Below are 25,604 nucleotides of genomic sequence, written 5' to 3'. Positions count from 1 at the left end.
CGGCTCACCGTCCCACAGCCGGGGAAAGGAACCCCAGGAGATGACCGACACCACGCGTCCACCGGCGGAGGAGATCATCCGCTACGAGAAGGACCCGAGGACGAGGATCGCCACCCTCACCCTGAACAGACCCGACGCCCTGAACGCGCTGACCGCGGCGGCCCGCCTGCGCTTCGCGGACCTGCTGCACCGCGCCGACGTCGACGACGAGGTGAAGGTCCTGGTGATCCGGGGCGTCGGTGACGACCTCGGCTCGGGCGCGGACATCGCGGAGACGATGGAGATGCACGCCGCGCCGACTGCGGGACCGCTCCTCGCGGAGCAGGGGATCGACGAGGACGAAGGGGTCCGGTATCCCCCCAAAGGCTCCTACCGTTACGGCGGGAGCCCTGCCCAGTGGTACGCGCACCCCCAGGGCGGCTGCCGGAGCCTGCAGGACTTCAAGAAGATCAGCATCCTGGAGGTCAAGGGCTACTGCTACGGCTGGCACTTCTACCAGGCGGCCGACGCCGACCTGGTGGTCTCCTCCGACGACGCCCTCTTCGGCCATCCCTCCTTCCGCTACATCGGCTGGGCGCCCCGGATGTGGACCTGGGCGCAGACGATGGGCCTGAGGAAGTTCCAGGAGATGGTCTTCACCGGCAGGCCGTTCACGGCCCAGGAGATGTACGCGTGCAACTTCCTCAACAGCGTCGTCCCCCGGGACGAGCTGGAGTCCGAGGTGGAGAAGTACGCGCTGGCCTGCGCGCGCACCCGGCCCACCGACACGGTGTTCATGCAGAAGGTGTTCTTCCAGATCCTCAAGCAGCACCAGGGCGAGTACATGGGCTCACTGCTCACCGGCCTCTTCGAGTCGATCGGCGGCATAGCCCGCCCCGACGGCGACGACCTGATGCTCGACGAGGAGACGGTCGACGGGGGGATCGCCAACGCGGTCAGGGGCAATGACGACCGGTTCCCTCCGGACTTCCGGCTGAGCAAGTCCGGCCGCCGGCAGGGAGGTCGGAACTCATGAGCCCGTCCCCCGTCGAACCACCCCTCGGCGGCCGCCTCGTGGTGGACCTGTCCACCGGAATCGCCGGCGCGTACGCCACGAAGCTGCTCGCCGACGGCGGTGCGGAGGTCGTCAAGGTCGAGACGCCGGAAGGCGATCCGCTGCGCCGCTGGTCGGCGTCGGGCGCGGTGATCCCGCCCGAGCACGACGGAGCCCTGTTCGGCTTCCTGTCCTGCTCCAAACAGAGCGTCGTCGCCGATCCGGACCTGGTGCGCGGTCTGTTGGAAGAGGCGGACGCGGTGGTGTGGTCGGCGGGCCCGCCGGTCGCTGAGCGGCCCGAGCTGTCCCCGCGGGCCCTGCACCGCGACCATCCCCGCCTCGTCGTCACGTCGATCACACCGTTCGGGCTCGACGGGCCGTGGCGGGACCGCGCGGCCACCGAGTTCACGCTGCAGGCCTGGTCCGGCGGGATCATCGGCCTGGGGCGCGGCGCCCCGGACCGGCCGCCTGTCTTCGTCGGGGGCCGGGCCGGAGACTGGGTGTCGGGGGCGTACGCGGCCGCCGCGACCATGGCCTCGCTGCTGCGCGGGGGCGGTGAGCTGGTCGACCTGTCCATGCTCGAAGCGCACATCATGTCCCTGACGTACCACCCGGTGACGTTCTGGGAGATGCTCGACCGGCCATGGCAACAGAGCCGCAGGCTGAACATGCCGGGCGTGGCGGCCGCCAAGGACGGTCTCATAGCGCTCGGTTGCGCGACGGCCCAGCAGTTCTTCGATCTGTGCGCGATGGTCGGCCACCCGGAGTGGATCGACGAGAAGAACCCGTTCTCGATCATCGGGAGGGCCACCGAGGTCGCCCCGGTGATCCAGGAGTGGATCGCGGGACGTACGGTGGCCGAGATCCGCGAGCTGGCCACGGCGTTCCGCATCCCCAACTCCCCGGTGGTCAGCGGCGCCAACGCGTCGACCATGGACCACTTCGAGGCCCGCCGTGCCTTCCTGCGCAACCCGCGCGACGGCTTCCTCCAGCCCGCTCTCCCCTACCGTCTTGAGCCCGCCCGGCTGCGGCCTCCCGGGCCCGCCCCGCGCCTCGGCGAGCACACCGAGAGCCGCCGTACCGCGCGGCGGGTGAGCGGGGGGCAGCAGGACGGCCTGTCGTTCAGCGGGCTGAGGGTCCTGGACATGACGGCCTTCTGGGCGGGCCCCTCGTGCACCCATGTCCTCGCCATGCTCGGGGCCGAGGTGATCCATCTGGAGTCCACCGCGCGCCCTGACGGAACCCGCCTCATCGCCGGAGTCCCGCCGGACGTGGACCAGTGGTGGGAGAGGTCGCCGATCTTCGCGGGCCTGAACACCAACAAGAAGAGCCTGACGCTCGACATCCGGACCGAACGCGGGCGCGAGGTGCTGCGCGACCTGATGGCGACCTGCGACGTGATCGTCGAGAACTACACCCCACGGGTCCTGGACCAGCTCGGCCTCGGCTACGAGGCGATACGGGCGATCCGCCCCGACGCCGTCGTGGTCCGCATGCCCGGGTTCGGCCTCGACGGACCGTGGCGGGACAACGCGGCCTTCGCCTTCGTCATCGAGGACGCCTCCGGACTGACCTGGCTGACCGGTCACCCGGACCAGAACCCGGTGGAGCCCTACTCGATCGGTGACCCGAACGCCGGTGTCCACGCGCTGAACGGCCTGCTGCTGGCGCTGGAACACCGGCGCCGCACCGGCGAGGGAGTGCTGGTGGAGGCGGCCATGGTGGACGCCGCGCTCAACGTGGCCGCCGAACAGGTCATCGAGTACTCGGCCTACGGCACGCTCCTCGAACGGGCCGGGAACCGGGGCCCCACCGCCGCTCCGCAGAACCTCTACCGGACGGCGGAGCGCGACGAGTTCGGCGGGACGGACTCCTGGGTCGCGATCGCGGTGGCCACCGATGAGCAGTGGGACGCGCTGCGCGGCGCGCTCGGCCGGCCCGCCTGGGCGATGAGCCCCGACCTGGCCACCGCCGACGGGCGGCGCGCGCACCACGACGACATCGACGAGCGCCTCGCCTCCTGGTGCGCCGAACGCGGCGCCGACGACATCGTCGACACCCTGTGGCCCGCCGGTGTCCCGGTCGGCAAGGTGATCCAGCCGCACCGCCAGGGCGAGTTGGAGCAGCTGGGGTTCCGCGGCTTCTTCGAGGAGCTGGAGCACCCCGTGGGTGGCCGGGCCCGCTACAGCACCCTGCCGGTACGCCTCTCCCGCGGCCCCGACCGCCGGCACACCCGCCCGGCACCCCTGCTGGGTGAGCACAACCACGAACTGCTCGCCGAACTCGGGCTGACCGAGCGGGAGATCGCCGCTCTGGAGGCCGACGGGGTCATAGGGCGGGCGCCCGCCCGCTAGCCAGCATCGAGATCAGACCGGAACGACGTACGACCGACAGACGCAGGAAAGGACAGGTCTCGATGACACCGCGGATCGGGATGATGCTCACAAGCACGGTGGACAGCACCACGGTGGTGGTCGTCCGCTGGACAGCCGGCGACCGGGAAGTGACGTGCGGGGGCGCGCCGATGGTCGATTCCACGCAGGTCGAGCAGGTGCCCCGGACGCCCCTCGACCCGGGCCACTCGGCCGGTACGCAGCTCGGCAAGCGATATGCCGACGAGGACGGCAGCGTCGAGCTGCTGTGCACCAAGCCCGGCCGGGGCACTCTCGCGGTGGGCGGTGTACCCCTTGCCGTGAAGAGCGCCAAGCCGCTACCGGCGTCGGACTGAGCCGGGCCTGCACCGATGGACCTCACTATGCTTCTCGGCATGGCTGCCGACGGGTTCCCCGACCGCACCCTGGTGGGCACCCTCGACGACGGTCTCACCGCGCGGGAACTGCGCGACGCGTCCCGCACGGGCGCCGCTCTCATAGCCGCGTCCGGTGCCCGCTCCGTCGTACACCTGGCGGCGAACGGACCGGCCTTCCCCGTCGCCCTGTTCGCCGCCGCCGCGGCGGGCGTGCCCTTCGTCCCCCTCAACTACCGCCTCGGCACCGCGCAGTTGCGCGCTCTGCTGAAGCACCACCCCGGTGCCTGGATCATCGCCGACGACCGCCATGCCGCGCTGATCCCACCCGACGCGATCCGCACGTACACACCGCGGTCGTGGTGCGAGGTGACGTCCGGGCAGGCAGGTCCGGCGCGGGAGCAGGACCCCGTGGCCGCCGATCCGGCCGTGGTGATCTACACCAGCGGTACGACCTCGGCTCCCAAGGGCGTCCTGCTGCGGCACGACAACCTCGTGTCGTACGTCATCGGCAGCGTCGAGTTCGGCAGCGCGGAGCAGGGCGACGCGGCGCTGATGTGCGTGCCGCCGTACCACATCGCCGCCGTGTCGAACGTCCTGACCAACGTCTACGCGGGGCGGCGGCTGGTCGTGCTCGACACGTTCTCGCCGGGGCGCTGGCTGGAGCTGGTCCGTGCCGAGCGCATCACGAACGCCATGGTGGTGCCGACGATGCTGGCCCGGCTGATGGAGGAGCCCGACAACGCCGTGCCCGGCCTGCGCACGCTGGCCTACGGCGGCGCGGCGATGCCCCCTCGGGTGATCGAACAGGCCCTGCGGGTATGGCCGGGTGTCGGGTTCGTCAACGCGTACGGGCTGACGGAGACCAGCTCCACCGTGTCCGTCCTCGGACCCGAGGACCATCGTGCGGCCGCCGCCTCCGAGGACCCCGGGGTCCGGGCCCGGCTGCACTCCGTCGGGCGCCCGATCCCAGGCGTCGACATCGAGATCCGGGGCGGCGACGGCGAGCCCCTGCCGGCGGGCGTGCCCGGCCGGGTCTGGGTGCGTGGCGCGCAGGTGTCCGGGACCTATGCCGGGGTCGCCTCCGAGACGGGCGACGGCTGGTTCGACACCCGCGACCTCGGCCGGCTCGACCGGGACGGTTTCCTCTTCGTCATGGGCCGCGAGGACGACACCATCATCCGCGGCGCGGAGAACATCGCGCCCGCCGAGATCGAGGACGTCCTGCTGCGCCAGCCGGGAGTCGCGGATGCCGTCGTGGTGGGCGTGCCCGACGAGGAGTGGGGGCAGCGCGTCGAGGCCGTCGTGGTCCCCGTCCGGGGGGCGACACTCGACAGCGAGGGGCTGCGTGCCGAGATACGGCGGTACCTGCGCGGTTCCAGGACACCCGACCGCATCGCCGTTTGGGACGAGATCCCCCGCACCGCCACGGGCAAGATCCTGCGCCAGGACGTCCGAGCCGGTTTGAGCCGCTGAGCTCCTTGTCCCCGTGCTGACGCCCACGCGGCCCGGCACCGGCCGAAGCCGGTGCCGGGCCGTTTCGCGTCGGCGGCTCAGCTGCGCAGACCGCCCGTGGTCGGGTGCCGGTAGTGCCGCATCAGCAGGACCACAGACAGGCCCACCAGACCGACACCGGCGAAGATGAGGAACAGGTACGAGTAGGCGGTCTCCGTGGACAGTTGTGCCAGGCCGCCCGTGCGCAGCTCGGCGCTCGACTCGTGTCCGGGGACGGTGACACGCAGCACCAGCGGGTGGGCGGCCATGACCGCGGCGACGACGGCCGTCGCCGTGGCGCTGCCGAAGCTGCTGAACACCCCGTACATCCCCGCGCTCGCTCCTTGCTGTTCCTGCGGTACCGCCTCGATCAGCATGTTGGGCACCGTGCCCAGGAAGATGCCCGCGCCGATACCCAACGGCACTGCGCACAGGGCGAGTTGCCACACACTGTCGTGGAAGAAGTACAGCAGCAGACTGCCGAGGCCGAAGGAGAAGGCGCACGCGGCGGCGGGCAGCCGCAGCCCGAAGCGGGTGGAGAGCCATCCGGTGATCGGCGCGACCACCACGTACACCACCGACATGACGAGAAGTACCCGCACGGTGAACTGATACAGCGTCAGGTTCATCCCCGGAAGATCACCCTGCACCGTGAAGAACTGCTGGAGGCCGGCCACCGGGGTGCCGGACTGCTGCGCCGCCTGCTGGGCCGCGCCCGTGGCCACCTGCTGCTTGATGGCGTCGCCCTGGGCACCACCCGGACCTTCGGCGAGGTAGCCCAGCAGGTAACTGAGGCCCTGCGTACAGATGTTGATCAGGAACGCCCACACGAGCAGCGTCGCCAGCCGGGACGAGCGCAGCAGCTTGGGACTCATGATCGGGTCCGCGGTCCGGGTCTCCCACGCGTAGAAGAGCGCGAGCAGCGCCAGGCCGCCGATCAGCCACGCCAGGCTGCCGGCACCGCCCCAGCCCCAGTCACTGCCGCGGCTGAGGTAGATCAGCACCAGGGCGATACCCGCGCCCAGCAGGGCCGTCCCCACGAAGTCGATCCGGGACTTCGCCCGCAGTCTGGTCTCCGGTACGACGACCAGGAGCAGGAGGGTGGTCACGGCGGAGTAGATCGCGCAGAACCAGAACAGGGACCGCCAGCTGTAGTGGTCGGTCAGCGCGCCGCCCGCTATCGGGCCGAGCACCGCGCCCACCCCGGTGCCGCCGCCCGCGACGGCGATGGCGACGGCGACCATGCGCCGGGGCACCAGGTCCCGGACCAGCCCGTACGAGATCGCGAGCACGGGGAACGCCAGGCCCTGCAGGGCGCGGCCCACCAGCAGCACTCCCCAGGAGTGGGTCATCGCGTCGAGTACCGAGCCGACCAGCGAGATCAGCAGGCAGCCGAAGATGACCCGCTTCTTGCCGATCATGTCGGACAACTTGCCGGCAATGGGTACGGCGACCCCGCCGACCAGCGCGTACAGCGTGTTCAGCCAGGCCAACTGGGAGCCTGCCGAGGGGAAGTCCGGTCCGATGAGGCGCACGGACATGCTGATGAACGAGTAGTGGAACGGGACGATCTCCGTCGCCGCGACGATCGCCAGTACGATCAGTAGGACGCGGCTGCGGGACGCATCCTCCAGACGCCCGGTGTCGACTTCGGTCGACTCCGAGACGCTCGCGGGCACAGTTGCCATGAGTGACTCCCTTCGACCCGTAGGGCCCCATTGAGCCCGCAGGGAAATGCCCAACATGGTCCAGCGGTTCCGCGCGCGGGGCTCCGGGCTGTCCCGGCCACCAGGACTCCGCTCCCGTCGGCGTTCGATGAGGTCGGGCGCGCTGCGCGCCTCCACCGGGCCGGCCGGGCCGGCCGGTCCGGCCGGTGGCATGTCAGCCCGCGCGCAGGGCCTGGATCCAGGCGGTGCACGCGTCACGGTCCGCGCCCGCGGTCATGTCGCCGGGGCGGCGAGGATGGCGACGACCTGGGCTGCGGCTCTCCTGGACACGACTGCCGCCAGGCCGAACGGGGCTCACCGGTCGGGCGGTACGACCGGTGAGCCACCCACGAAGGCGGCCCGGACCGCCTCCGAGGACAGTGCGTCGAGGGCCTCCCGCAGAGGCACATGGAGCAGGCACAGGTCGGCGACGGTACCGACCGCCACCCGGCGCGGCCGCGCGGGACGTCCGGGCTCACCGAGGAACAGGTCCAGCGCCGCCCGGCGTCCGATCGCCTCGCCGTCGTCCCGGCCGACCGCAGCCCGCATCACGGCCCAGGGATCCGCGGTTCCGTACGGCGCGTCGGTCCCGGCGGCGATGGGGATACCCGCCTCGGCCAGGGTCCGGCAGCGGTACAGGTGCGGCCGGTCGTCGGCGTCGGTGTCCGTGGAGTAGGCGGCGGCCCGCTCCACCGGGAAGTGCGGCTGGGTCACTACGGTGAGCCCCAGCCGCCGGATCCAGGGAATCGTCGTGGCCGGGATCACCGACCCGTGCTCGATACGGTCGCCCGCGAGGCAGCCCGCCATGTCCAGGGCCAGCAGCGTCACCAGCAACTGCACACGGGTCACGCAGTGCACGGCGACCGGCCGGGGCCGCGCCCGGCGGACGGCTGCCGCGAGGTCGTCGGGCGTCGGCAGGGTCATGTCGTCGAGCAGCACCTTCACCGGTGGATCCGCGCCCATGACCACCAGGCGCTGCGGCAGCGCCGACAGCAGCCGGGCAAGACCGGCCGCGGGCCGGGGATCGGCGTTGGTGAAACCGGTGACACCCCGGGACGCCGCCCGCCGTCCCACACCCTCCACATCCAGTGGGACGGGCGGTGTGTACGCCCGCAGCCGCTCGTCCTGCCGCCAGAACCGTCCGTCACCGTCCGCGCCCAGACCGGCGTCCCGCAGCGCCGCGCTGTTCCACACCCACAGCGCCCCGGTCCGGTGCTGCACCCGCACCGGCCGGTCGGGCGCGATCGCGTCCAGCACCCAGCGGTCCAGTTCTCCGGCCACGCTCTCGTGATAGCCCACCGCCCGCGCCCACCCGCCCGGCGCCCCGCCCAACAGCGCCGCCGCGAAGCCCTCCCGGCCGCGCACGTCGGCGGGCCCGACCCGCACCGAGGCGTCCTCGGCGGCCAGCGCCGTGAGATGGACGTGATGGTCGTGCAGCCCCGGCAACAACGCACCGCCGCGCCCGTCCACGTCGGCCTTCCCCGCAAGCCGCCGGCCGATCTCCGTGATGCGGCCGTCCTCGGTCCGCACGTCCACGCGCCCGTGTCCGTCGACCTCGACGTCCCGGATCAACACGGCCGCGGCCGTCCCGCCTCCGCGAGCGCGGCCGCGCAGGCGGCCATGGACACGCACAGCAACTCGCCGCCGCCGCGGGCGAGGGAGCGGGCCGCGGCCCGGGCGGCGAAGACGCCGGTGACGGGGTCCGCGAGCGCGTCACCGAGAAAGACGGGCTCCCCGTCCGCGTCCCGTCCGACGAGACCGCCGGCCACCGCCGCGTCGTCACCGAAGGCGACACGGTCGTCGTCACGGCCGTATCCGGTGATACTGATCCACACCCGGCCCGGCCGCGCGGCGAGGAACCGTTCCGCGTGGACGCCGAGGCGCCGCAGGGCGCGCGGACGGGACGCCTCGATGACCACGTCCGCCTCCGCGACGACCTCGGCGAGGGCGCCGGCGTCGAAGTCCAGGACCACGCTCTCGTGTCCGTCGTGAAGCCACTGGTAGAACTCCGGCGACCCGAATCGGGCACCGTCCGGCCTGGCCGTACTTTCCACCTTCACGATTCCGGCTCCCGCCAGCCCCAGCAGGCGCGCGCACAGGGGGCCCGCCCACAACGCCGACAGGTCGACGACCCGTGGCGCCGCCGTGCGGACCCGCGGCTGTCCCAGGCGACGGACGCGGACGGGCCGCCGGCCGGCACGGGCAGGTCCGAGTGCCGCGGCCGCGATGCCGAGCAGCTGCGCGTGGTGCGCCACCGCGAGCGCCGTCGACTGCCGTACCGCCGTCGGCAGTGGGGCTTGCGGCGCGCCCAGCAGGGCGACGAGGGCCGGCACGGCGGCCGTGTCGTCCGGACGGGCCAGGTTGACGGCGACCCAGCCGTCGGTGCCGGGCAGCAGATGACAGGAGCCTCCGGCCGACGTACGGCCGGGGAGCGGGAGGCCGGCCAGACGTGCCCGGTGGAAAAGGACGGTGGGCAGGTCGACCGGTACGCCGGTGAGTCGGGTGAAGTCCCGCGCGGCATCGGCGAGCGGGGCGAGAAACGGCCGCAGTGGTTCCAGCCACTGATCAAGCGCCGCATTCTTCACCACGTGAACGCCCTTCTCCGCGCAAGCGGCCTCACATTACACTCCGTTGGTCATGCAGCCGCCCTTCCTCCTGGTCGACCTGGACCGCACGGCACCACGCGGTGAGGAAGAGGGGGGCGACCGCGTGCTGGTGGGCGTGAGCGCCGAACTGCGCGAGCCGCCGAGGGGGTTCGACGTCCTGCTCACCGGAGCCGCCGACCCGCCCCGGCCCTGGCTGGGACGCGCCGACCCGTACGCTGCGGCCCGCCGGCTGGAGGACGTCGTCACAGCCCAGCCCGCCGCCTCTGTCGCCCTGGTGCAGGTGCTGCGCATGGGCGCCCGGCTCACCGGACCCGAGCGGCTGGTCGTCGAGTCCCTCGCCTACTCCACCCTCCAGAGCGGCGCCGGCTTCCGCGCCTGGCTGGCCTCGGCCCGCCGCCCGGCCCCGCGTCCGGCCGCCGAGCCGGTGCGGCTGACGCGGGACGGTGCGCGGCTGACCGCCACACTGGACCGGCCCTGGGTACGCAACGCCTTCGACGCCGCGACGCGGGACGCCCTGTGCGAGGCCCTGCACGTCGCCGTCGCGGATCCTTCGCTCGCCGAGTTCCACCTGCGCGGCGACGGGCCCGACTTCTGCAGCGGAGGCGACCTCGCCGAGTTCGGCACATCCCGTGACCCCGCACAGGCCCATCTGGTGCGCGTCCACCGCAGCCCGGCCGCACTGCTGCAACGCTGCGCCCCCAAGGTGACGGCCCATCTGCACGGTGCCTGCGTCGGCGCGGGCATCGAACTCGCGGCGTTCGCCGGCCGGGTGGCTGCCGCGCCGGACACCGTGATCCGGCTGCCCGAGGTCGGGATGGGCCTGATCCCGGGCGCGGGCGGCACGGCGAGCCTCCCGGTGCGCATCGGCCGCGAGCGCACCGCCTATCTGGCCCTGTCCGGCGAGGAGCTCAAGGCCGAGGAAGCACACGCGTGGGGCCTCGTGGACGAGATCACCTGAACGCCCGGCAAGGCAGGCGTCGTTGTCCCGATGCGGGAGGAGGCCCGCCCCGACCGCGCAGCCGCTCGCACGGTCGGATACGGACCGGCATCGATCAGGCGCACCGATGTCCACGAAGAGCAACTGCCCGTCGACGGCATCGTCGTACGGCCTTGCGCAGCGCAGTCGACGGAGTCCGGTTCGCCCGGCACCGCCCCGCAGACCGCGCCGGGCCTCTCCGAAGGCAGGGCGGGGAGAGGCCCGGTGTCGCTGTGTCAGGCCGGTTGCCCGAACTGGATACCGCCGTCGGTGGCCAGGTACACCTGCCCGTAGACCCGGGGATCCCCGGTGACGGCCCCACCGATCCAGTCCCACTGGTGCTGGTCGTCGTTGATGCGCGACCAGGAGTTCGCGCCGTCGTCGGAGCGGTAGACGCCGGTGACGCCCGAGACGGTGGAGACGTGGTAGACCGCCGGCCCGCGGGCGCCCTCGGCGGCCTTGCCGAAGCCGAGGGTGTACGAGGCCTGGCAGCTGGTGACGGTCGTGAAATTCCTGCCGCCGTCGCCGGAGTAGCGAAGTCCGCTCGCCTTGGCGCTCAGCCACGGGTCACCGGAGCGATGCGGCGCGGCGCGGCGGCGAGCTTGAACCCACCGTCGCCCGAGGGCAGTTCCGTGGCCCGGGCCTCGCAGGTCAACCCGCGGTCGGTGCTCGCGTGCAGGTTCCCGTGTCGATGTTGGATGGGAGCGGTGCCCGCGGGAGTGGCTCGAAGCCAAGCTGATCGCGATGGGGATCCGCACCGGTTGGGCCGCCTCCACCTTCGTGAGCATGCGCCTCAGCCGGTGCAAGAACAACCCTTCCCCGTGCGCTCCTCACCCCGGCGCGGCTTGCGCGTGCCGCAAAAACGCCAGCCGTAACACAGCCTGCATCATCACCGCGACCACTGCCACGTGCTCGCCCGCTACCGCATCGCCCCGGAGTGCGGCGCCAGGCCCCGTCCGACCCCTCACAGAAAAGGAACAAGTCGCGGACGGACGACCGTACTCCGGTCGCGGGCATTCGCGGTGGTGCGGCGTCGCACCACCGTGAATGCCCGCCACGACTGCGCCTCCGGCAAGGTGGGAAGGCGCCGACGCGGGTGATCAGGAGACGGGCTGAAGCGCCCACAGCAGGTTGGTGCTGGTGGTCCATGTCCATTGCTTCGTCACGGATCCGGAGGTCACCTGGCCGCCGCCGTCGAGGACAAGTCCCGTACTGCGGTTGGCGATCGAGTACTGGCCGTTGCCGCGGTCGGTGATCTGCCACTGCTGGTTGGGGCCGCTGTTCCAGGCCGCCTGCCGGGCGGGGGCACCGTTGTCGGTCGCCCCCCAGCCGTCGGCGACCATGCCATTGGTCCGGTTGACCAGCCGGTAGTAACCGGTGCCGAGGTCGACGACCTGCCACTGGAGATTGGTGCTGTCCACCGGAGTCCACTGCTTGAGGTTCGAGCCGCTGGCGACGTTGCCGCCACTGTCCAGGGCAAGACCGTCCGTGACGTTGACGAGCCGGAAGTAGGTGGCCGGATTGAAAGTCACCTTGAGCGAGACGATGGCGTCGTTGTTGCCGGTTGTGCGCAGGTCGGGGTTGTCGGCGGTGAAACTCCAGCTCGTGCCGGCGAAGTTGTCGCCGGAATAGCCCGTCACCCGGTAGCCCTGGGGCACCCGCAGCGAGGAGATGGACGACGGTCCCACCCCCGCAGCCGTCAGCTGGGAGGAGGTGTAGCTGCCCAGCGTCAGCACCGCGCTCGCCGCGGAGTAGTTCACGTCCTTGAACGCCGTCACCCGGCCCGCGCCTGCGGACGTCGGGACGCCGCTGACCTCCACGCACACCACGGAGTCATTGGCGTCCGGCGCACCGGACGGCACGGTGACGTTGATCTGGCCACCGCTGACGGTGTAACTGAGGGAGACCGACGGGTTGTTCATCAGGTAGACGCGGCTGATCGTGTTCGTGAGCGCCGGGATCTGCAGCACACCGCCCGAAGGCCAGGCGAAGACATGGGCGTACAGCTTGCCGTCCTTCTTGGTGGCCGTGCCCCAGGTGGGGTCGGTGCCGAAGGGGCTCGCCGTGGCTCCGTGCACGCTGTCGCCGTACGTCGCCATCCAGGTGGCCAGGCCTGAAGTACGGTCACGGATCCGGCGGTGACCGAGCCGTCGCCCTTGGGACCGATGTTCAGCAGGAAGTTGCCGTCCCGCGAGACGCAGGTGACGAGTTCCCGGACGAAATCCTTCACGGGTCGGTAGGAGTTCTCCTGGCCCGCGTTGTAGCCCCAGGCGCCGTTCATGGTGTCGCACCGCTCCCACTGACGCTCCAACGGCGCGGCCGGGACACCGAACTCCGCGACCGCGTAGTCGCCGAGCCCCAGGTCCCGCTTGACCCGTTCGTTGACGACGAGTTGCGGCTTGCGGGCGATCAGCCAGTTGTAGAGGTCCACGCCGTCCGACTTGAGCCACCAGTCCTGGAGCGTGGGGCTGGAGGGCTCACCGAACCAGTCGCCGTCGAACCACAGGAACGCCGGGTCGTAGCGGTCCAGCAGTTCCTGCAACTGGGCCTTCATGTCGGCGATGTAACTCGTGCGGGCGGCCTGGAAGCCATGGTGGTGACACCACCGCTGCGAATGGTCTGGGAGGGATGGTTCCAGTCCAGGATCGAGTAGTAGAGCCCGAACTTGACGCCTCTCGCCTCGCACTCGGTCTTGAGTGCCGCCAGGAGATCTCCCTGGACGCCGGCGTAGTCGTGCACGTTGTACAGCTTGGTGCCGGTGGTGTCGGTGAAGCTGGGGACGGCCGAGTCCCACATGGCGAAGCCCTCGTGATGCTTGGCAGTGATCACCAGGTACTTCATACCGGCGTCTGCCGCCAGCTGGGCGATGGCCGCCGCGTTGAAGGCCGTGGGGTTGAACCGTTGCGACACCTGGGTCTGGTAGGCGGACTTGGACCAGTTCTCCGTGGAGAAGGCCCATTCACCGTGGCCGACATAGGAGTAGGAGCCGAAGTGGATGAACATGCTTAACCGAGCCTGGTACCACCAGTCCATCTTGGACGGGACGGTGTAGGCCTGGGCGGGTGTGGCCCACAGGGCCTGAGGCAGCCCGAAGGCCACGGCGCCTCCGGCGAGCGCGGCGGCATCGTCGCCGACTGCCTCATCGAGAACCTCGGCACCTCGGGCGTCGTCATCAGCGAGGAGGCCGACACGACGGTGCGCGACTGCCGTATCCGTGACGCCCGCGCAACGGCATCCTCGCCAACGGCACGGCGCAGGGCCTGGTGGACCGCTGCGACATCTCCTCGACCGACAAGCCCGCGATCGCCCTCGAAGGCCGCTGCGCCACCCGTGTGGTGCGCAGCGACGTCCACGACACCGCCATCGGCATCTACGTCACCAGCGGCTCCCGACCGGTCCTGGAGGAGGTCTCGGTCAGCGACACCTCGGGCCCCGGCATCCTCCTCGGCTCCGCGGCGGACCCGGAATTGCTGAACTGCCGTACCGCACGCACCAAGGGCAGCGGACTCGCCGTCACCGAACGGTCCCGGGGCACGTTCCGGGACTGCGCGTTCGACAGCGCCACCGCGCCCGCCATCCGGGTCGTCGGCTCCAGCTCGCCGTCCCTGACCGGAACCACGGTGCGGGACTGCGCCGACAAGGACTGCGCGGTGCTGCTGGAGGACGAGTCGGCGGCGGAGTTCGACTCACTGCTGATAGCGGATCCGGCGGGCGCCGGCATCCGGATCCGCACGGCGGCCAATCCGCTGCTGCGCCGCGCCCGGATCACCTCGCCGGGCGGACACGGCGTGGAGGTCGTCGAGGACGGGCGCGGGCGGCTCGAGCACTGCGAGGTCGACCGGGCCGGGGGCGCGGGCCTGCGGATCGCCTCGGGCGGCCGGCCCGAGGTCCGTGACACGGTCGTGCGCGACGCGGCCGAGGCCGGGGTGTCCGTCGGCCCGGCGGGCATCGGGGCGCTGCGGGACTGCCGGGTCGAGTCCGGCAGGGCCTCCGGTCTCGTGGTGGACAACGGCGGCGAACTCTCCGCGCTGCGCACCCATGTCACGGACTGCGCCGCACACGGCGCCCTCGTGTCCAACGGCGGCCGGGCCTCCCTGACCGGCTGCCAGGTCAGCGTCAACGTCGGCGACGGCGTCCGCGTCGACAGCTCCGAGCCGGTGACCGCCACCGACTGCACCGTGCGGGACAACCGCGGCGCGGGCCTGCGGCAGACCCGGGTCAGCGACCGACTCGGCGTGCACGACCTGAACAGCACCGGCAACGGCGCTCAGGACGCCTGGGGCGACACCCTGCCCGCGAACGTCGCGTCGGCCGGAACGGGCGGTGCCGAGCAGGCCAAGGCAGCCCAAGGGCCCCTGGAGCAGCTGGAGTCGCTCGTCGGACTGGCCGATGTCAAACACCAGGTGCACACCCTCGTGAACCTCAGCCAGCTCGCCCAGCGACGCGTGCAGCTCGGCATGCCCGTCCCGTCGATGAGCCGGCACCTGGTCTTCTCCGGTCCGCCCGGCACCGGCAAGACCACGGTCGCCCGCCTCTACGGCGGCATCCTGGCGGATCTGGGCGTGCTGCGTTCCGGACATCTGGTGGAGGTCTCCCGCGCCGATCTCGTCGCCCAGGTCATCGGCGGCACAGCGATCAAGACCACGGAGGCCTTCAACGACGCCCTCGGCGGGGTGCTGTTCATCGACGAGGCCTACACCCTGCTCTCCGACAGCAGGGGATCAGGCGCCGACTTCGGCCGCGAGGCCGTGGACACTCTGCTCAAGCTGATGGAGGACCATCGCGACGACGTGGTCGTCATCGCCGCCGGATACACCTCCGACATGGACGCCTTCCTCTCCTCCAACGCCGGTCTGGCCTCGCGGTTCACCCGGACCATCGCGTTCGAGAACTACTCGGTGGACGAGCTGGTGACCATCACCGAGAACATGTGCGCGGCGCACCGCTACGAGCTCACCCCGGCGACCCTGGAGGCCCTGGGGCGGCATTACGAACGGATGCCGCGCGACGCCACCTTCGGCAACGGACGTGCCGCCCGCAAGGTCTTCGAGGAGATGGTGGACCGGCAGGCCCACCGGCTCGGCGCCATGACCAACCCGGCGGAGAGCGACCTGAGCCTGCTGCTCCCCGAGGACGTGGCATCGGACGCCGACGCCGCCGAGACCGGACCGGGCTCCGCGGAACTGCACACGATGGTCGGTCTGACGGCTGTCAAGAACGAGGTGACCTCCCTGGTCAACCTCCTGACCGCCACCGAGCAACGCCGGGCCGCCGGACTGCCCGTCCCGAAGATCAGTCACCATCTGGTCTTCTCGGGCCCGCCCGGCACCGGCAAGACCACGGTCGCCCGCCTCTACGCGGATCTGCTGCGCTCCCTCGGCGTCCTGCCCAAGGGCCAGCTCGTGGAGGTCGCACGCGCCGACCTGGTCGGCCGCTACGTCGGCCACACCGCGCAGCTCACCAAGGAAGCCTTCGAACGGGCCTTGGGAGGCGTGCTGTTCGTCGACGAGGCGTACACGCTCACTCCCGAGGGCGTCACCTCCGACTTTGGCCGCGAGGCGGTCGACACCCTGCTGAAGCTCATGGAGGACCACCGCGACGAGGTCGTCGTCATCGCCGCCGGCTACACGCGGGAGATGGACCGCTTCCTGGCCTCCAACCCGGGCCTGGCCTCGCGGTTCTCGCGGACCGTGGAGTTCGAGAACTACACCACCGACGAACTGCTCGACATCCTCACCCGCGCCGCCGCGGGCTATGGCTGCGACTGCTCCCCGGAGGCCCTTGCCGCGCTCGGCACCTACATCGACGCCCTGCCCCGCGACCGCTCCTTCGGTAACGCGCGTACGGCCCGCCGCCTGCTGGAGACCATGATGACCCGCCAGGCGGGCCGCATCGGCAAGCTGGCCGCGCCCGGCCTGGACGACCTGCGCATGCTGCTCCCGGAAGACCTGCCGCCCCAGCCCGCGAGGACGAGCCCGCAGTGACGGCGGGCGCGGCGGCGTCAATCCCGATGGCCGGCGGTCGCTGCGCTGAGCGGTTGGCCCGGTTCGGCCTCGGCGTCGTCGTCCCCGGCGTCGCAGATCCGCTGCGGCCCGCCCGTCGCCCGTCACCACCGCGCGCCGGGTGAGCAGGAACCCGGCGCGCGGGAAACCTAGTTGTGCAGCTCGCTCGGTTTCGAGCGTTCCACGCGCGAACGCGGGCAGCTGGCCCCCCTGCCCTCGGAGCCAGTCACCAGCTCTGCTACGTCGCCGCCCACACCCCCGGTGGCCTCTCGTCCGGCAGAGTCGGCAGACTCTGGTCACGGAGGTCCTCGCGCGTGCAAACCCATCCACGATCCGGATACCTGCGATTCGTAAGATCGATCGTGCAAGGGGTGTGCACAGGCGCCATCTGCCCCCAGAGTGATGCCTGCCCTGACGCCCCCTCAATTGCGGGCGTCCCTTGAGGTGCACCGGTGCTCCGCGAGATGGCACGGCCACGGCGGCTGCTCGCCGTGTGCCCAGTCCATGCCCGTACGGAGGCCGAACGTGCCCGGATTCACTCAACCGCCTCTGTCCGCCGACGGTTTCGCCATCCGGCACTCCGAGCCCACGCCCACAGCGAGGGGCGGCCTGCGCATGGCGGTCCTGATGGCCGGCAGCTGCTTGCCGATTCTCGGCACGGTGCTGCTCGCCCCGGAACTGCCGGAACTGCAGGACAAGTTCGGCGCGGAGCCCGGGGCGGCCGTCTTGGTCCCGCTGATCGTGGCGGTTCCCGCGCTCGCGATCGCCTTGGCGGCGCCGCTCGCAGGTATCGCGATCGACCGGGTGGGACGCAGGACCCTGCCGGTCGTCGCGACCGTCCTGTACGCGGTGTTCGGCACCGCGCCGCTGTGGCTGGAGTCGCTGCGCGCCATCGTGGCCAGCCGCGCTCTTCTCGGCGTCGCCGCGGCCGTCATCATCACCTACTGCACCACCCTGATCGGCGACTACTACACGGGGCAGGACCGCCACCGGTACCTGGCCCTGCAGACGGTGAGCGCCAGCGTCTCCGCCACCACCTTCCTCATCCTCGGCGGTGCGCTGGGCGACTCGGGCTGGCGTTCCCCGTTCCAGCTCTACGCGGTCGGGCTGCTCGTCGCTCCCGCGATGGTCTTCTTGCTGCCCGCGCTCAGACCGGGCACAGCCGCCGCAGAGGAGGCTGCCGCCGGGCAGCGGACGTCCTCGACGGGCGGGCTGTCGGCCATCTGTCTACTGACGGTGTTCGTTGGCCTCGTCTTCAACGCCGTCCCCTCACAGACGGCCTACCTGGTGAACGACCTCGGCGTGCAGTCCACCGGCCTCATCGGCCTCGTCAGCGCGATCGCCAGCGCCGCCTCCGTCACCGGATGCGCCATCTTCGCCTCGATGATCGGACGGCCGGAGCGCAGGCTGCCCATGATCTTCCTGCTGTGCGGGGCCGGGAGTCTGGCCATTGACCTGGCCCACGACTTCGGCTTCCTGCTGCTCGGGACCTTCCTCAACTCCCTGGGCACCGGTCTGCTGCTGCCCACGATGCTGACCTGGGCGATGTCCGGGCTCGATCGCCGCAACCGCGGCGGTGGCTCCGGGCTGTGGGCCGGGTCGTTCTTCCTCGGGCAGTTCCTCTGCCCGATCGTCATGAACTCCCTGGAGTCCAGGACCGGGAGCCTCCACACCGCCTTCGGCGCTGTCGGCCTTGCCTCGGGCGCGGCGGCGATCCTGCTCCTGCCTCTCCTGCGCCGGCCGAGGGACGACGAGGGGGCCTGGCAGGCATGAGCCGGCCTCTGCGGCGGTGAGAGCGGCAGCGGGCAGGCGAGGCTGAGGCGGGCGAACGTGCGAGGAACCGGCGAAGCTGGTCGAGAGTTCTGACCGGCCAGAGGCCCTCGGCCAGACGAACCTCCCGGGCCTGTTCCACACCTCGGACAAACTGGGCGTCGATGAGTTCGGCTGCCCGCTGGACGCCGTCGTACGCCCCTGACCGGCGGCGACCGGGTTTCCGGAGGGAGAAGCGCTGCCCACGGTGCCGTACGGCACAAGGTCCTCCGGCCATGCAACTCCGCTGCCACCACCGCGACCGGCCCGCTCCCTCACCCCGCGCTGCGACCTGGTGGAAGCGCACTGTTCCTCTGGTCTGAAAGAACACCGCTGGTGGAACGGTTCAGCCTGCCTGGCGATCAGCTGCTCCGACAGGTCCCACAGGCGTCGGCCGTTGTCCGGGTCGACGGCGTAGCGGGCGACGCCGTGCCGGGTGCCGGAGCGGCGGTCGACGAGCCCGGTCTCGTTGCAGTCGACGAAGTTGCGGCCGCCGACGCCTCCGAGCAGCGGCGAGGTGACGAGGAGCGCCGATGCGGCGGCGCCCTGTTCGACGGCGGAGGCGGTGATGTCCTTGGCGACACGTTCGCCCGCCGCCACGTCCAGTACGGCGAGCGTGACGGCCGCACCGGTGGCCGCCAGGGCGCGGGCCGTCTCCGCCCCGAGTCCGGAGGAAGCACCGGTGACCACCGCGCGGCGACCGGCGAGATCGACTCCGGACACGACCTCGGCGGCGGTGCTGGTGAAACCGAACGGGGTCGTGGTGGCACTCATGGGTGCACTCCTTGCTGTTCAGGGCCTGAGGATCCGGTCCTGTTCCACCGGAGGTGTGCCGCCGTGCCAGTCCAGGGCCTTGCCGAAGCGGACCAGCTCGCCGTACAGGGCGGGATCGGCGCCCTCGGCGAAGACCAGGTCGAGCAGGTCCGCGGCGGCCTGGGACGGTGACTGCGCCTGGCTGTAGTCGCTGAACCAGGGGCGCGAAGTGGCGGTGTCGACCATGCCGGGGCACACCGACGCGATCAGCGTCCCGGTGGCGAGGTCGCGTGCGCGGCGCTCCGCGGCGAGGGCACGGACGGCGGCGACCTGGGCCGCCTTCGAGGGCACGTTCAGCCAGACCGGCCAACCCGCCTCCTGCGCGGTCCTGTTGTGGATGGCGCGGCGCCATGACTCGACGGCGTACTCGACCTGGTCGAGGCTCGCGGCGTCGAACAGGTGGTGCAGCCGCGGGTCGAGATGGCCGAGCGTGCCCAGGCTGCTGGCCACGACGAGCAGTCGCCCGCCCGGGCGAAGGACAGGACCGAAGGAGCGCAGGATCGCGTGCGTGGCGGTGTTGGAGACGTCGATGAACTCGTCCGCCCGCTCGGCCTGCGACTCTTCGGGCAGTACGCGCGCGACCGCGTTGGAGATGACGACGTCGACTCCGCCGTGCCCGGCGCGGAGGTCCTCGGCGAGGCGCGTGATGGCGTCGGTGTCGGTGACGTCCAGCACCCGGCCCTCGACGCGGGCGCGGGTACCGGGGAGCCGGTTGACCTCGTCGGTTGCGTCGGTCACGCGCCGTTCACTGCGGCCGGTGAGCAGGACCAGGTCGTCCGGAGTCATACGGGCAGCCAGCCCTTCGACGAGGGCGCGGCCGAGTCCTTGGTTGGCGCCCGTGACGAGGGCGATTCGGGATGCGTTCATGCATGCCACGCTAGGAACCCCACCTGCATGAGTCCAACAAATGTTCGGCACGGGTAGCATGCGAAAACATCATGGACTTCTCGGATGTGTCACTCACCGCGCTGCGCGTCTTCCTCGCCGTCGCCGAACAGGGAACCTTCACCGCGGCCGCCGTGTCGCTGGGCTATACCCAGTCCGCGGTCTCCCGGCAGATCGCCTCGATCGAGCGGGCCGCGGGCGCCGAGCTGCTGGAGCGCCGACGCGACGGCGTACGGCTCACCCAGGCGGGCCGGGTCGTCATGCGCCGCGCGACGACCGTGCTCGACGAGATCGACGCGACCGCGCGGGAGCTGTCCGGGCTGCCCGGACAGGCGGGCACGGTCCGCCTGGGCTGGTTCCCCAGCGCCGGCGCCGTGCTGGTGCCCCGCGCCCTGGCCGCCCTCCGCCGCACGGACCCGGACCTGCACGTCGTAGGCCGGGAGGGCAGCACCCCTGCGCTGGTGCGTGCCCTGCGTGCAGGCAGCATCGACCTCGCGCTGCTCGCCTCGGCCCCGCCGTTCCGGCCGCCGGACGCCGAGTCGCCCCCGCTGGCGCTGCAGACGCTCACCGAACGCGTCCTCTGCCTGGCGGTGCCCACCACCCATCCCCTGGCCCGCGGCGACTACATCGACGTGGCCGACCTGCGCGGGCAGCGATGGATCGCCGGTTCCTCCTCGGGAGAGGACAAGCTGATGGGCGTGTGGCCGGGCCTGGACGAGCGGCCCGAGATCGCCCACACCGCCCGCGACTGGCTCGCCAAGCTCCACCTGGTCGCCGCCGGCTGCGGGTTGACGACCGTGCCCGCCGTACTCGCCTCCGCCGCGCCACCGGGCGTCCGCGTCCTGCCCGTCCGGGGCGGCCCCCAGGAACAACGGCGCCTGCTCCTCGCCCGCCTCCCCCACCCGCCCACCGACCAGAGCATCCGCGTGGCAGCCGCCCTGCGCACGGCGGCCCTCGACGCCGACACGCCCGCTCCCCCTCGCCTCCCTCGTGACGGCGAGGTGAGCAGGTAGGCAGCGCGACTGCCCACGCAGCCCACCTCGGCTCGCTCGGCCGGGGGACCGTCGTGGCCGTCCGTCGCCCCGTGAGCTCCGCGGCGCTCACGGAGGGCGGATCCGCACACGATCACGGCCGTATGTGATCCGGTGGCCGGAACGGCTACCGCCTCGGTCCCGCGAAGGCGTAGGCCGCGGTGCCGGCGACCGTGAGGACCAGGGCCGTCCAGGTGCCCGCCGCCGTGCCGGGCGGCAGCATCCAGGTCGCCACCCGCATCGGCGCACTCGTGGCGGACGGGGTGAGGAACGCGAACGAGAGCCAGGCGAACGGCAGCGTCCACGCGTACCGGCTGCCCAGGAGCGCCGCGCCCAGGGCGACCAGTCCCATCAGGCCCGCGCTGTCCCGAAGGACGAACATGGTGGCGGCCCTGTCGTCGCCCGTTGTCTGCACTGCGATCAGCACCGCACCGACGACCGCGCCGGCGAGCAGCACGTGTGCCGCTCTCCGGGGAAGCCAGCGGATCGAGGCCGTCCGGTCCAGCGCGAGGTCCTGCCCGCTGAGCCCGACCGAGGCTGCCATAGCCCCCATGATGAGGATGAGCACGGGCAGCCGCGGATCACCTGGCCCCTCGCCCTTGTCCCCGACGAGTGCCCACACCGCCACAGCGCTGGTCACCACCGCGGCGAGCGACGCGGGTATCTGACGCGAGCGCGCATACAGCATCAGCCACCTCACCGGGACGCACCGCCTTCCAGCGCATCGGCCCAATCGTCCTTGCAGGAGATCGCGGCGGCGCGCAGCGCCTGCATCCGCGAGAGCTGCTCGGCCCGCGGGAGCGCCTTGAATTTCTTCCAGAACACCTGGGGGGTCTCGCCCCTGGGCGAGCGGACCAGACTGGCCGGAGCGGTGCCGGGAAGCGGTTTGAGGTCCCCGAGCACCCAGCCCACCGCGATGGTCTGCGCGAATGCGTCTCCCCACTGCCCCGAGCCGTCCCAGCCGACCGGGGTGCACCCCGGCACCATGGCCTTGGCGATCACGGCCCGGGTCAGCTCCTCGCCCTGCGCGGTGGCGATGACGTCGTCGTCGAAGTCGAAGAGCACGGTCTCGCGGGACCACCGCGGCATGGAGCCGTTCGGCAGTACGGCGGTGTTCTCCCGGACCGAGACCGGAGCCTGGTCACCCAGGGCACCGTTCAGCAGGCGCAGCGCCTTCTTACCGGGACCCGCCAGCGCGGCGAGTCGTCCCTGTTCCGTGTTCGTCACGCACACCGGCCCGTCGCACACCGGCACCGCGGCGTTCTCGTCGACGACATACATCAGGCGCGGATCGGAGGGGAAGACGAGCAGGGCCGCCGCCGCGCCCGCCAGGAGGGGCGCCAGGGCGATCAGCCGGGCGCGCGGGGTCGCGGCGACCAGCAGTGCGAAGCCGGTCGTGACCATACCGAGCAGCCAGATCGTCTGCCCGACGTGCACGGAGGTGGAGAGCGTGACGAAGACGTCGCGCACCTCCTCCACCATCGGTGACAGCAACGAGAGCCGGTTCGGCTCCGAACTCGCGAAACCCGCCTGGGTGGTCGTCTCCGTCCGCCCCAGCGACATGTACATGAGGGCCGTGAACACGAAGGCGCCCATGGCCACAGCGGGCGGGGTGAGCGCGGATGGCAGAGCCCGCCCGGCTCCCATGCCCAGTACGGTCCCCGCGACGAGGAAGAGCGCCCCCACCAGCGAGATCGGCAGCCATCCGAAGTGCGTGTACGCGACGTTGGGGAGCACCCGGACCGCGCCCACGAGCATCAGGAGCGCAAAGGCCAAGGCCACCGTGAACCCCATCGTGCCCGCCATGGTGGCCGCGCGGTGCCGGGCGGGTCTCGGTGTGCTCGTCAGCAGCTCGGACATCTTGGAGCGGTGGTCGCGCATGCCCTGCAGCGCCCCGAGCCCCACGGCGAGCGGCCACAGGTAGAACAGCAGGCTGCGGGACCACAGGGCCATGGACGTCCACTGGGCCGTCCACGCCGTGGTGCCCTTCCACCACGGGGCGTCGACGGGGTACAGGAACGCCAGCGCCGTCGTCAGGATCAAGGCGCCGGCCCACAGGGCGACGGAGCGCCTCAGTTCGATGCTCAGGACACGGAGGTTCACCAGGCGCCCCTTCCCTGCTCGGGGCTCTGCAGCAGGGCCGAGTAGCCGCGTTCCAGCGGACTGTCGCCCTCGTGCTCCGTGCTGCCCGCGGCGGCCAGCTGGCCGGGAGTGCCCTGGAAGACCAGCCGACCGTTGGCCATGAGAACCACGTCGGTACAGGCGGCGGCGACGTCCTCCACCAGATGGGTCGAGACGATCACGCAGGTGTCCTGGCCCAGTTCCTGCAGCAGCTCGCGGATGCGCAGCCGCTGCGCGGGGTCGAGGCCGACCGTCGGTTCGTCCAGCAGCAGGATCGACGGATCGTTGACGATGGCCTGAGCGATGCCGGCCCTTCGCACCATGCCGCCCGACAGTGCCTTCATCTTCTCGTCGGCGCGGTCCGCGAGACCCACCCGCTCCACGGCGCGCTGCACCGCGGCGGGGATGTCCCTCTTGGGCACCTCCTTGAGCCATGCCATGTACTCGACGAACTCGCGCACGGTGAAGTGCTTGTAGTAGCCGAACTCCTGCGGCAGGTAGCCGAGTCGGCGGCGCAGCGCACGATGCTCGCCCAGGCGGCCCGCGGACTCGCCGAGCAGTTCCAGGGTGCCCTCGGTGGGGTTCAGTACGGTGGCCAGCGTGCGGATGAGGGTGGTCTTGCCCGCTCCGTTGGGGCCGAGGAGGCCGTGTACACCGATACCCAGCGACAGGTCGAGTCCGTCGACCGCCATCCGGTTCCTGCCGACCCTGACCTTCAGCCCGGTGGCCTGGATCTCCCAGGCGTAGGCCGTCGGTGCGATGTCGGCCGCACTCAATGCGGACGTCATGTGGTGTTCCTTTCCTAGGGTCATCGATGAGCTCCCAGCACGGAGTACGCGCCCCTTCGGGCGATCACGACACCGATACCGAGCGTGAGGATCAGCCCCCACACGGGCAGAGCGCCCGTTTGCAGGGCGAAGGTCAAACGGCTGGCGGCCAGGGTCGGCGCCACGACGGCGGCGGCCCACACGGTCGCCAGCCCGAGGGCGGCGCGCGTCACACCGACGACACCGCCGAGCGCCAGGGTCATCGAGGTGAGGGCCAGACAGGGCAGCAGCCACTGGGCCACCATCACCCCCGTCACCCACCCGCACACGAACAGCGCGGGGACGACCACGCCGAGCACGGACGCGGTGCGCCGCAGCACCAGATAGAGCCCGGCCCTGGGCACCGACGCCGTCAGCTCGTACGCCGGGTCCAGACCGCGCGACCACGACGCCGCGACGCCGAGCACCGGCAGGACCGGCGCGAACAGCAGCACCAGGGACACCTCGCCGGGGCCGGTGCCGGAGCCGGTGTTGGCCAGGTCGAGCAGCAGTGCGAGCAGCGCCGCCGCCACGACCATGGCCAGCCACGGCACCATCGTGGGCGTCATCCACCTCGACAACCGCGCCGACCAGCGCCGTCTGCGCGGCATCGTGGCGGTCACGGCCAGCTGGGGTTCGAGGCCGGACCACACGGTGCCGACCAGCGCCGCCACGTCCGGCGCCTCGGCCTCCACCGCGGCGGACAGCCGCTCCCGGCAGACCCGGCACTCCTCCAGATGGGCCTCCAGGGCCCACACCTCGTCGGCGGCGATGTCCGTGCCGCCGCGCGCGTAACCGTCGATGATCCGCATCGACGCGTGCTCCACGCTCATGCCAGCGCCTTCCGCATCGCGATCCGCGCCCGACGGGCACGGGTCTTGACCGTGCCCTCGGGCAACCCCAGCAGTACCGCGGTCTCCCGGACGGACAGCCCGTCGAGCACCATGGCCTGCAACACCTGCCTGAGTTCCGGTGCCAGGCGCCGCAGGGCGTCACCGACGTCCCCGCCCACGGTCACCGCGAGCGCCTCCTCCTCAGCGGCGGGCGCCGCCTCGGCGAGGGCGGCGGCCGGCGGCGGCTCGGCATGGTGGGCCCTGCGCCGGAAGGCGTCGACGAGGCGGCGAGCCGCGATCGTCCACAGCCATCCGACGGCCGTCCCGCCCACCGAGGCCCCCGCGAACGCGCCCGCCGCGCGCCACACCGCCAGATACGTCTCCTGCATGACCTCGGCGACGATCTGCTCGTCGGCACAGCGCCGCCGCAGTCGCACCGCCATCCACGGCGCTGTGCGCCGGTACAGCTCCTCGAACGCCGCGCGGTCACCCGCGGCCACCAGCTGGACGAGACACTCCTCGTCCAGCTCGCCCGGTGCCTTCCTGACTGATCTCACACCCCCTAGACGCGGGGCCCGGACTGCCGGTTTTCCCTTTTAAGTGATCTACGTCACACGCGCAGTCGCGCACGCCTCGGATGCGAGGACGACGAGGAGCCCGCGGTACGGACGTGGAGATGCCTCGCAGGCGCATCGCCGGTGTCCGCGAGGGCAACAGCCCCTGGGCGGCCGGTGGGCCGGGGC

At 71.6% G+C, this 25,604-nt stretch carries 18 protein-coding genes and 4 pseudogenes; 8 read left to right on the top strand and 14 right to left on the bottom strand.

Going from position 1 to position 25,604, the window contains the following annotated elements:
* Nucleotides 1–40: 40 nt before the first annotated feature.
* From IF54_RS0135615 to IF54_RS0135600, 4 genes are all read left to right on the top strand, one after another.
* A complete protein-coding gene (locus IF54_RS0135615; RefSeq protein WP_030326485.1) occupies nucleotides 41–1,015 on the top strand; it encodes an enoyl-CoA hydratase/isomerase family protein in 975 nt (324 codons plus the stop codon).
* Nucleotides 1,012–3,387 (top strand): CaiB/BaiF CoA-transferase family protein, encoded by a 2,376-nt coding sequence (locus IF54_RS0135610; protein ID WP_030326481.1) that lies wholly within the window; start codon nucleotides 1,012–1,014, stop codon nucleotides 3,385–3,387. Before IF54_RS0135615 ends, IF54_RS0135610 begins: the two co-directional genes overlap by 4 nt.
* 62 nt (nucleotides 3,388–3,449) lie before the next feature.
* The gene (locus IF54_RS0135605) at nucleotides 3,450–3,761 is read left to right on the top strand and encodes a hypothetical protein (protein ID WP_030326479.1); all 312 of its coding nucleotides are present in this window, start codon (nucleotides 3,450–3,452) and stop codon (nucleotides 3,759–3,761) included.
* A 39-nt stretch (nucleotides 3,762–3,800) separates the two neighbouring features.
* Nucleotides 3,801–5,255, top strand: a complete 1,455-nt coding sequence (locus IF54_RS0135600; RefSeq protein WP_234439140.1) for a class I adenylate-forming enzyme family protein — start codon at nucleotides 3,801–3,803, stop codon at nucleotides 5,253–5,255.
* 77 nt (nucleotides 5,256–5,332) lie between these two features.
* Here the strand turns inward: IF54_RS0135600 and IF54_RS0135595 are convergent, their stop codons facing one another.
* The 3 genes from IF54_RS0135595 to IF54_RS0135585 all read right to left on the bottom strand — a co-directional run bounded on the left by IF54_RS0135595 (nucleotide 5,333) and on the right by IF54_RS0135585 (nucleotide 9,567).
* On the bottom strand, nucleotides 5,333–6,961 hold the full coding sequence (locus tag IF54_RS0135595; RefSeq protein WP_159002269.1) for an MFS transporter: 1,629 nt from the start codon (nucleotides 6,959–6,961) through the stop codon (nucleotides 5,333–5,335).
* A 333-nt stretch (nucleotides 6,962–7,294) separates the two neighbouring features.
* Nucleotides 7,295–8,554 carry an amidohydrolase family protein gene (locus tag IF54_RS0135590; RefSeq protein WP_037821059.1) on the bottom strand — a complete coding sequence of 420 codons (1,260 nt, stop codon included), beginning with the start codon at nucleotides 8,552–8,554 and terminating at the stop codon, nucleotides 7,295–7,297.
* On the bottom strand, nucleotides 8,548–9,567 hold the full coding sequence (locus IF54_RS0135585; RefSeq protein ID WP_030326469.1) for a CoA transferase: 1,020 nt from the start codon (nucleotides 9,565–9,567) through the stop codon (nucleotides 8,548–8,550). Before IF54_RS0135585 ends, IF54_RS0135590 begins: the two co-directional genes overlap by 7 nt.
* Nucleotides 9,568–9,616: 49 nt before the next feature.
* Between IF54_RS0135585 and IF54_RS0135580 the strand changes: the two genes are divergently transcribed.
* On the top strand, nucleotides 9,617–10,543 hold the full coding sequence (locus tag IF54_RS0135580) for an enoyl-CoA hydratase/isomerase family protein (protein ID WP_030326467.1): 927 nt from the start codon (nucleotides 9,617–9,619) through the stop codon (nucleotides 10,541–10,543).
* A 254-nt stretch (nucleotides 10,544–10,797) separates the two neighbouring features.
* Here the strand turns inward: IF54_RS0135580 and IF54_RS0135575 are convergent.
* The 4 genes and pseudogenes from IF54_RS0135575 to IF54_RS44255 form a co-directional block, all read right to left on the bottom strand.
* Nucleotides 10,798–11,246 (bottom strand): annotated as a pseudogene (locus IF54_RS0135575) (1,4-beta-glucanase); the annotation flags it as partial.
* 415 nt (nucleotides 11,247–11,661) lie between these two features.
* Entirely contained in the window at nucleotides 11,662–12,639 is a 978-nt protein-coding gene (locus IF54_RS44265; protein WP_420790921.1) for an RICIN domain-containing protein, read from the bottom strand.
* A 95-nt stretch (nucleotides 12,640–12,734) separates the two neighbouring features.
* Nucleotides 12,735–13,199: pseudogene (locus tag IF54_RS44260) on the bottom strand (alpha-L-fucosidase); the annotation flags it as partial.
* A complete protein-coding gene (locus tag IF54_RS44255) occupies nucleotides 13,112–13,564 on the bottom strand; it encodes an alpha-L-fucosidase (RefSeq protein ID WP_420790919.1) in 453 nt (150 codons plus the stop codon). The pseudogene IF54_RS44260 and the gene IF54_RS44255, both read right to left, overlap by 88 nt.
* An 84-nt stretch (nucleotides 13,565–13,648) precedes the next feature.
* Here IF54_RS44255 and IF54_RS40005 point away from each other — a divergent pair.
* Nucleotides 13,649–16,545, top strand: a pseudogene (locus IF54_RS40005) (right-handed parallel beta-helix repeat-containing protein); the annotation flags it as partial.
* Nucleotides 16,546–17,088: 543 nt separating this feature from the next.
* Entirely contained in the window at nucleotides 17,089–18,336 is a 1,248-nt protein-coding gene (locus tag IF54_RS0135560; RefSeq protein ID WP_234439139.1) for an MFS transporter, read from the top strand.
* Nucleotides 18,337–18,726: 390 nt separating this feature from the next.
* Here IF54_RS0135560 and IF54_RS43725 read toward each other — a convergent pair.
* Both IF54_RS43725 and IF54_RS0135555 read right to left on the bottom strand, forming a co-directional pair.
* Nucleotides 18,727–19,146, bottom strand: a pseudogene (locus IF54_RS43725) (SDR family NAD(P)-dependent oxidoreductase); the annotation flags it as partial.
* 18 nt (nucleotides 19,147–19,164) lie between these two features.
* Nucleotides 19,165–20,052, bottom strand: a complete 888-nt coding sequence (locus IF54_RS0135555; protein WP_030326461.1) for an SDR family NAD(P)-dependent oxidoreductase — start codon at nucleotides 20,050–20,052, stop codon at nucleotides 19,165–19,167.
* Between the two features lie 71 nt (nucleotides 20,053–20,123).
* Between IF54_RS0135555 and IF54_RS0135550 the strand changes: the two genes are divergently transcribed.
* Nucleotides 20,124–21,083, top strand: coding sequence for a LysR family transcriptional regulator (locus IF54_RS0135550; RefSeq protein WP_030326460.1), 960 nt, complete (start codon nucleotides 20,124–20,126; stop codon nucleotides 21,081–21,083).
* Between the two features lie 145 nt (nucleotides 21,084–21,228).
* Here IF54_RS0135550 and IF54_RS0135545 read toward each other — a convergent pair whose 3' ends face one another.
* The 5 genes from IF54_RS0135545 to IF54_RS0135525 are packed head-to-tail and all read right to left on the bottom strand — an operon-like array spanning nucleotide 21,229 to nucleotide 25,418.
* Nucleotides 21,229–21,801, bottom strand: coding sequence for a hypothetical protein (locus tag IF54_RS0135545; RefSeq protein ID WP_030326458.1), 573 nt, complete (start codon nucleotides 21,799–21,801; stop codon nucleotides 21,229–21,231).
* Nucleotides 21,798–23,204, bottom strand: coding sequence for a hypothetical protein (locus IF54_RS0135540; RefSeq protein WP_030326456.1), 1,407 nt, complete (start codon nucleotides 23,202–23,204; stop codon nucleotides 21,798–21,800). The genes IF54_RS0135545 and IF54_RS0135540 overlap by 4 nt, the downstream gene beginning before the upstream one ends.
* On the bottom strand, nucleotides 23,201–24,034 hold the full coding sequence (locus tag IF54_RS0135535) for an ABC transporter ATP-binding protein (protein ID WP_030326454.1): 834 nt from the start codon (nucleotides 24,032–24,034) through the stop codon (nucleotides 23,201–23,203). The genes IF54_RS0135540 and IF54_RS0135535 overlap by 4 nt, the downstream gene beginning before the upstream one ends.
* Entirely contained in the window at nucleotides 24,031–24,861 is an 831-nt protein-coding gene (locus IF54_RS0135530; protein ID WP_030326452.1) for a hypothetical protein, read from the bottom strand. The genes IF54_RS0135535 and IF54_RS0135530 overlap by 4 nt, the downstream gene beginning before the upstream one ends.
* The gene (locus IF54_RS0135525) at nucleotides 24,858–25,418 is read right to left on the bottom strand and encodes an RNA polymerase sigma factor (RefSeq protein ID WP_030326450.1); all 561 of its coding nucleotides are present in this window, start codon (nucleotides 25,416–25,418) and stop codon (nucleotides 24,858–24,860) included. The genes IF54_RS0135530 and IF54_RS0135525 overlap by 4 nt, the downstream gene beginning before the upstream one ends.
* Nucleotides 25,419–25,604 lie beyond the last annotated feature (186 nt).

The organism is Streptomyces sp. NRRL B-3229 (assembly GCF_000719505.1).
Lineage (GTDB): Bacteria > Actinomycetota > Actinomycetes > Streptomycetales > Streptomycetaceae > Streptomyces > Streptomyces griseorubiginosus.
The sequence above is the reverse complement of the archived record's forward strand: the minus strand, read 5'-3'. Positions and strand labels throughout refer to the sequence as shown.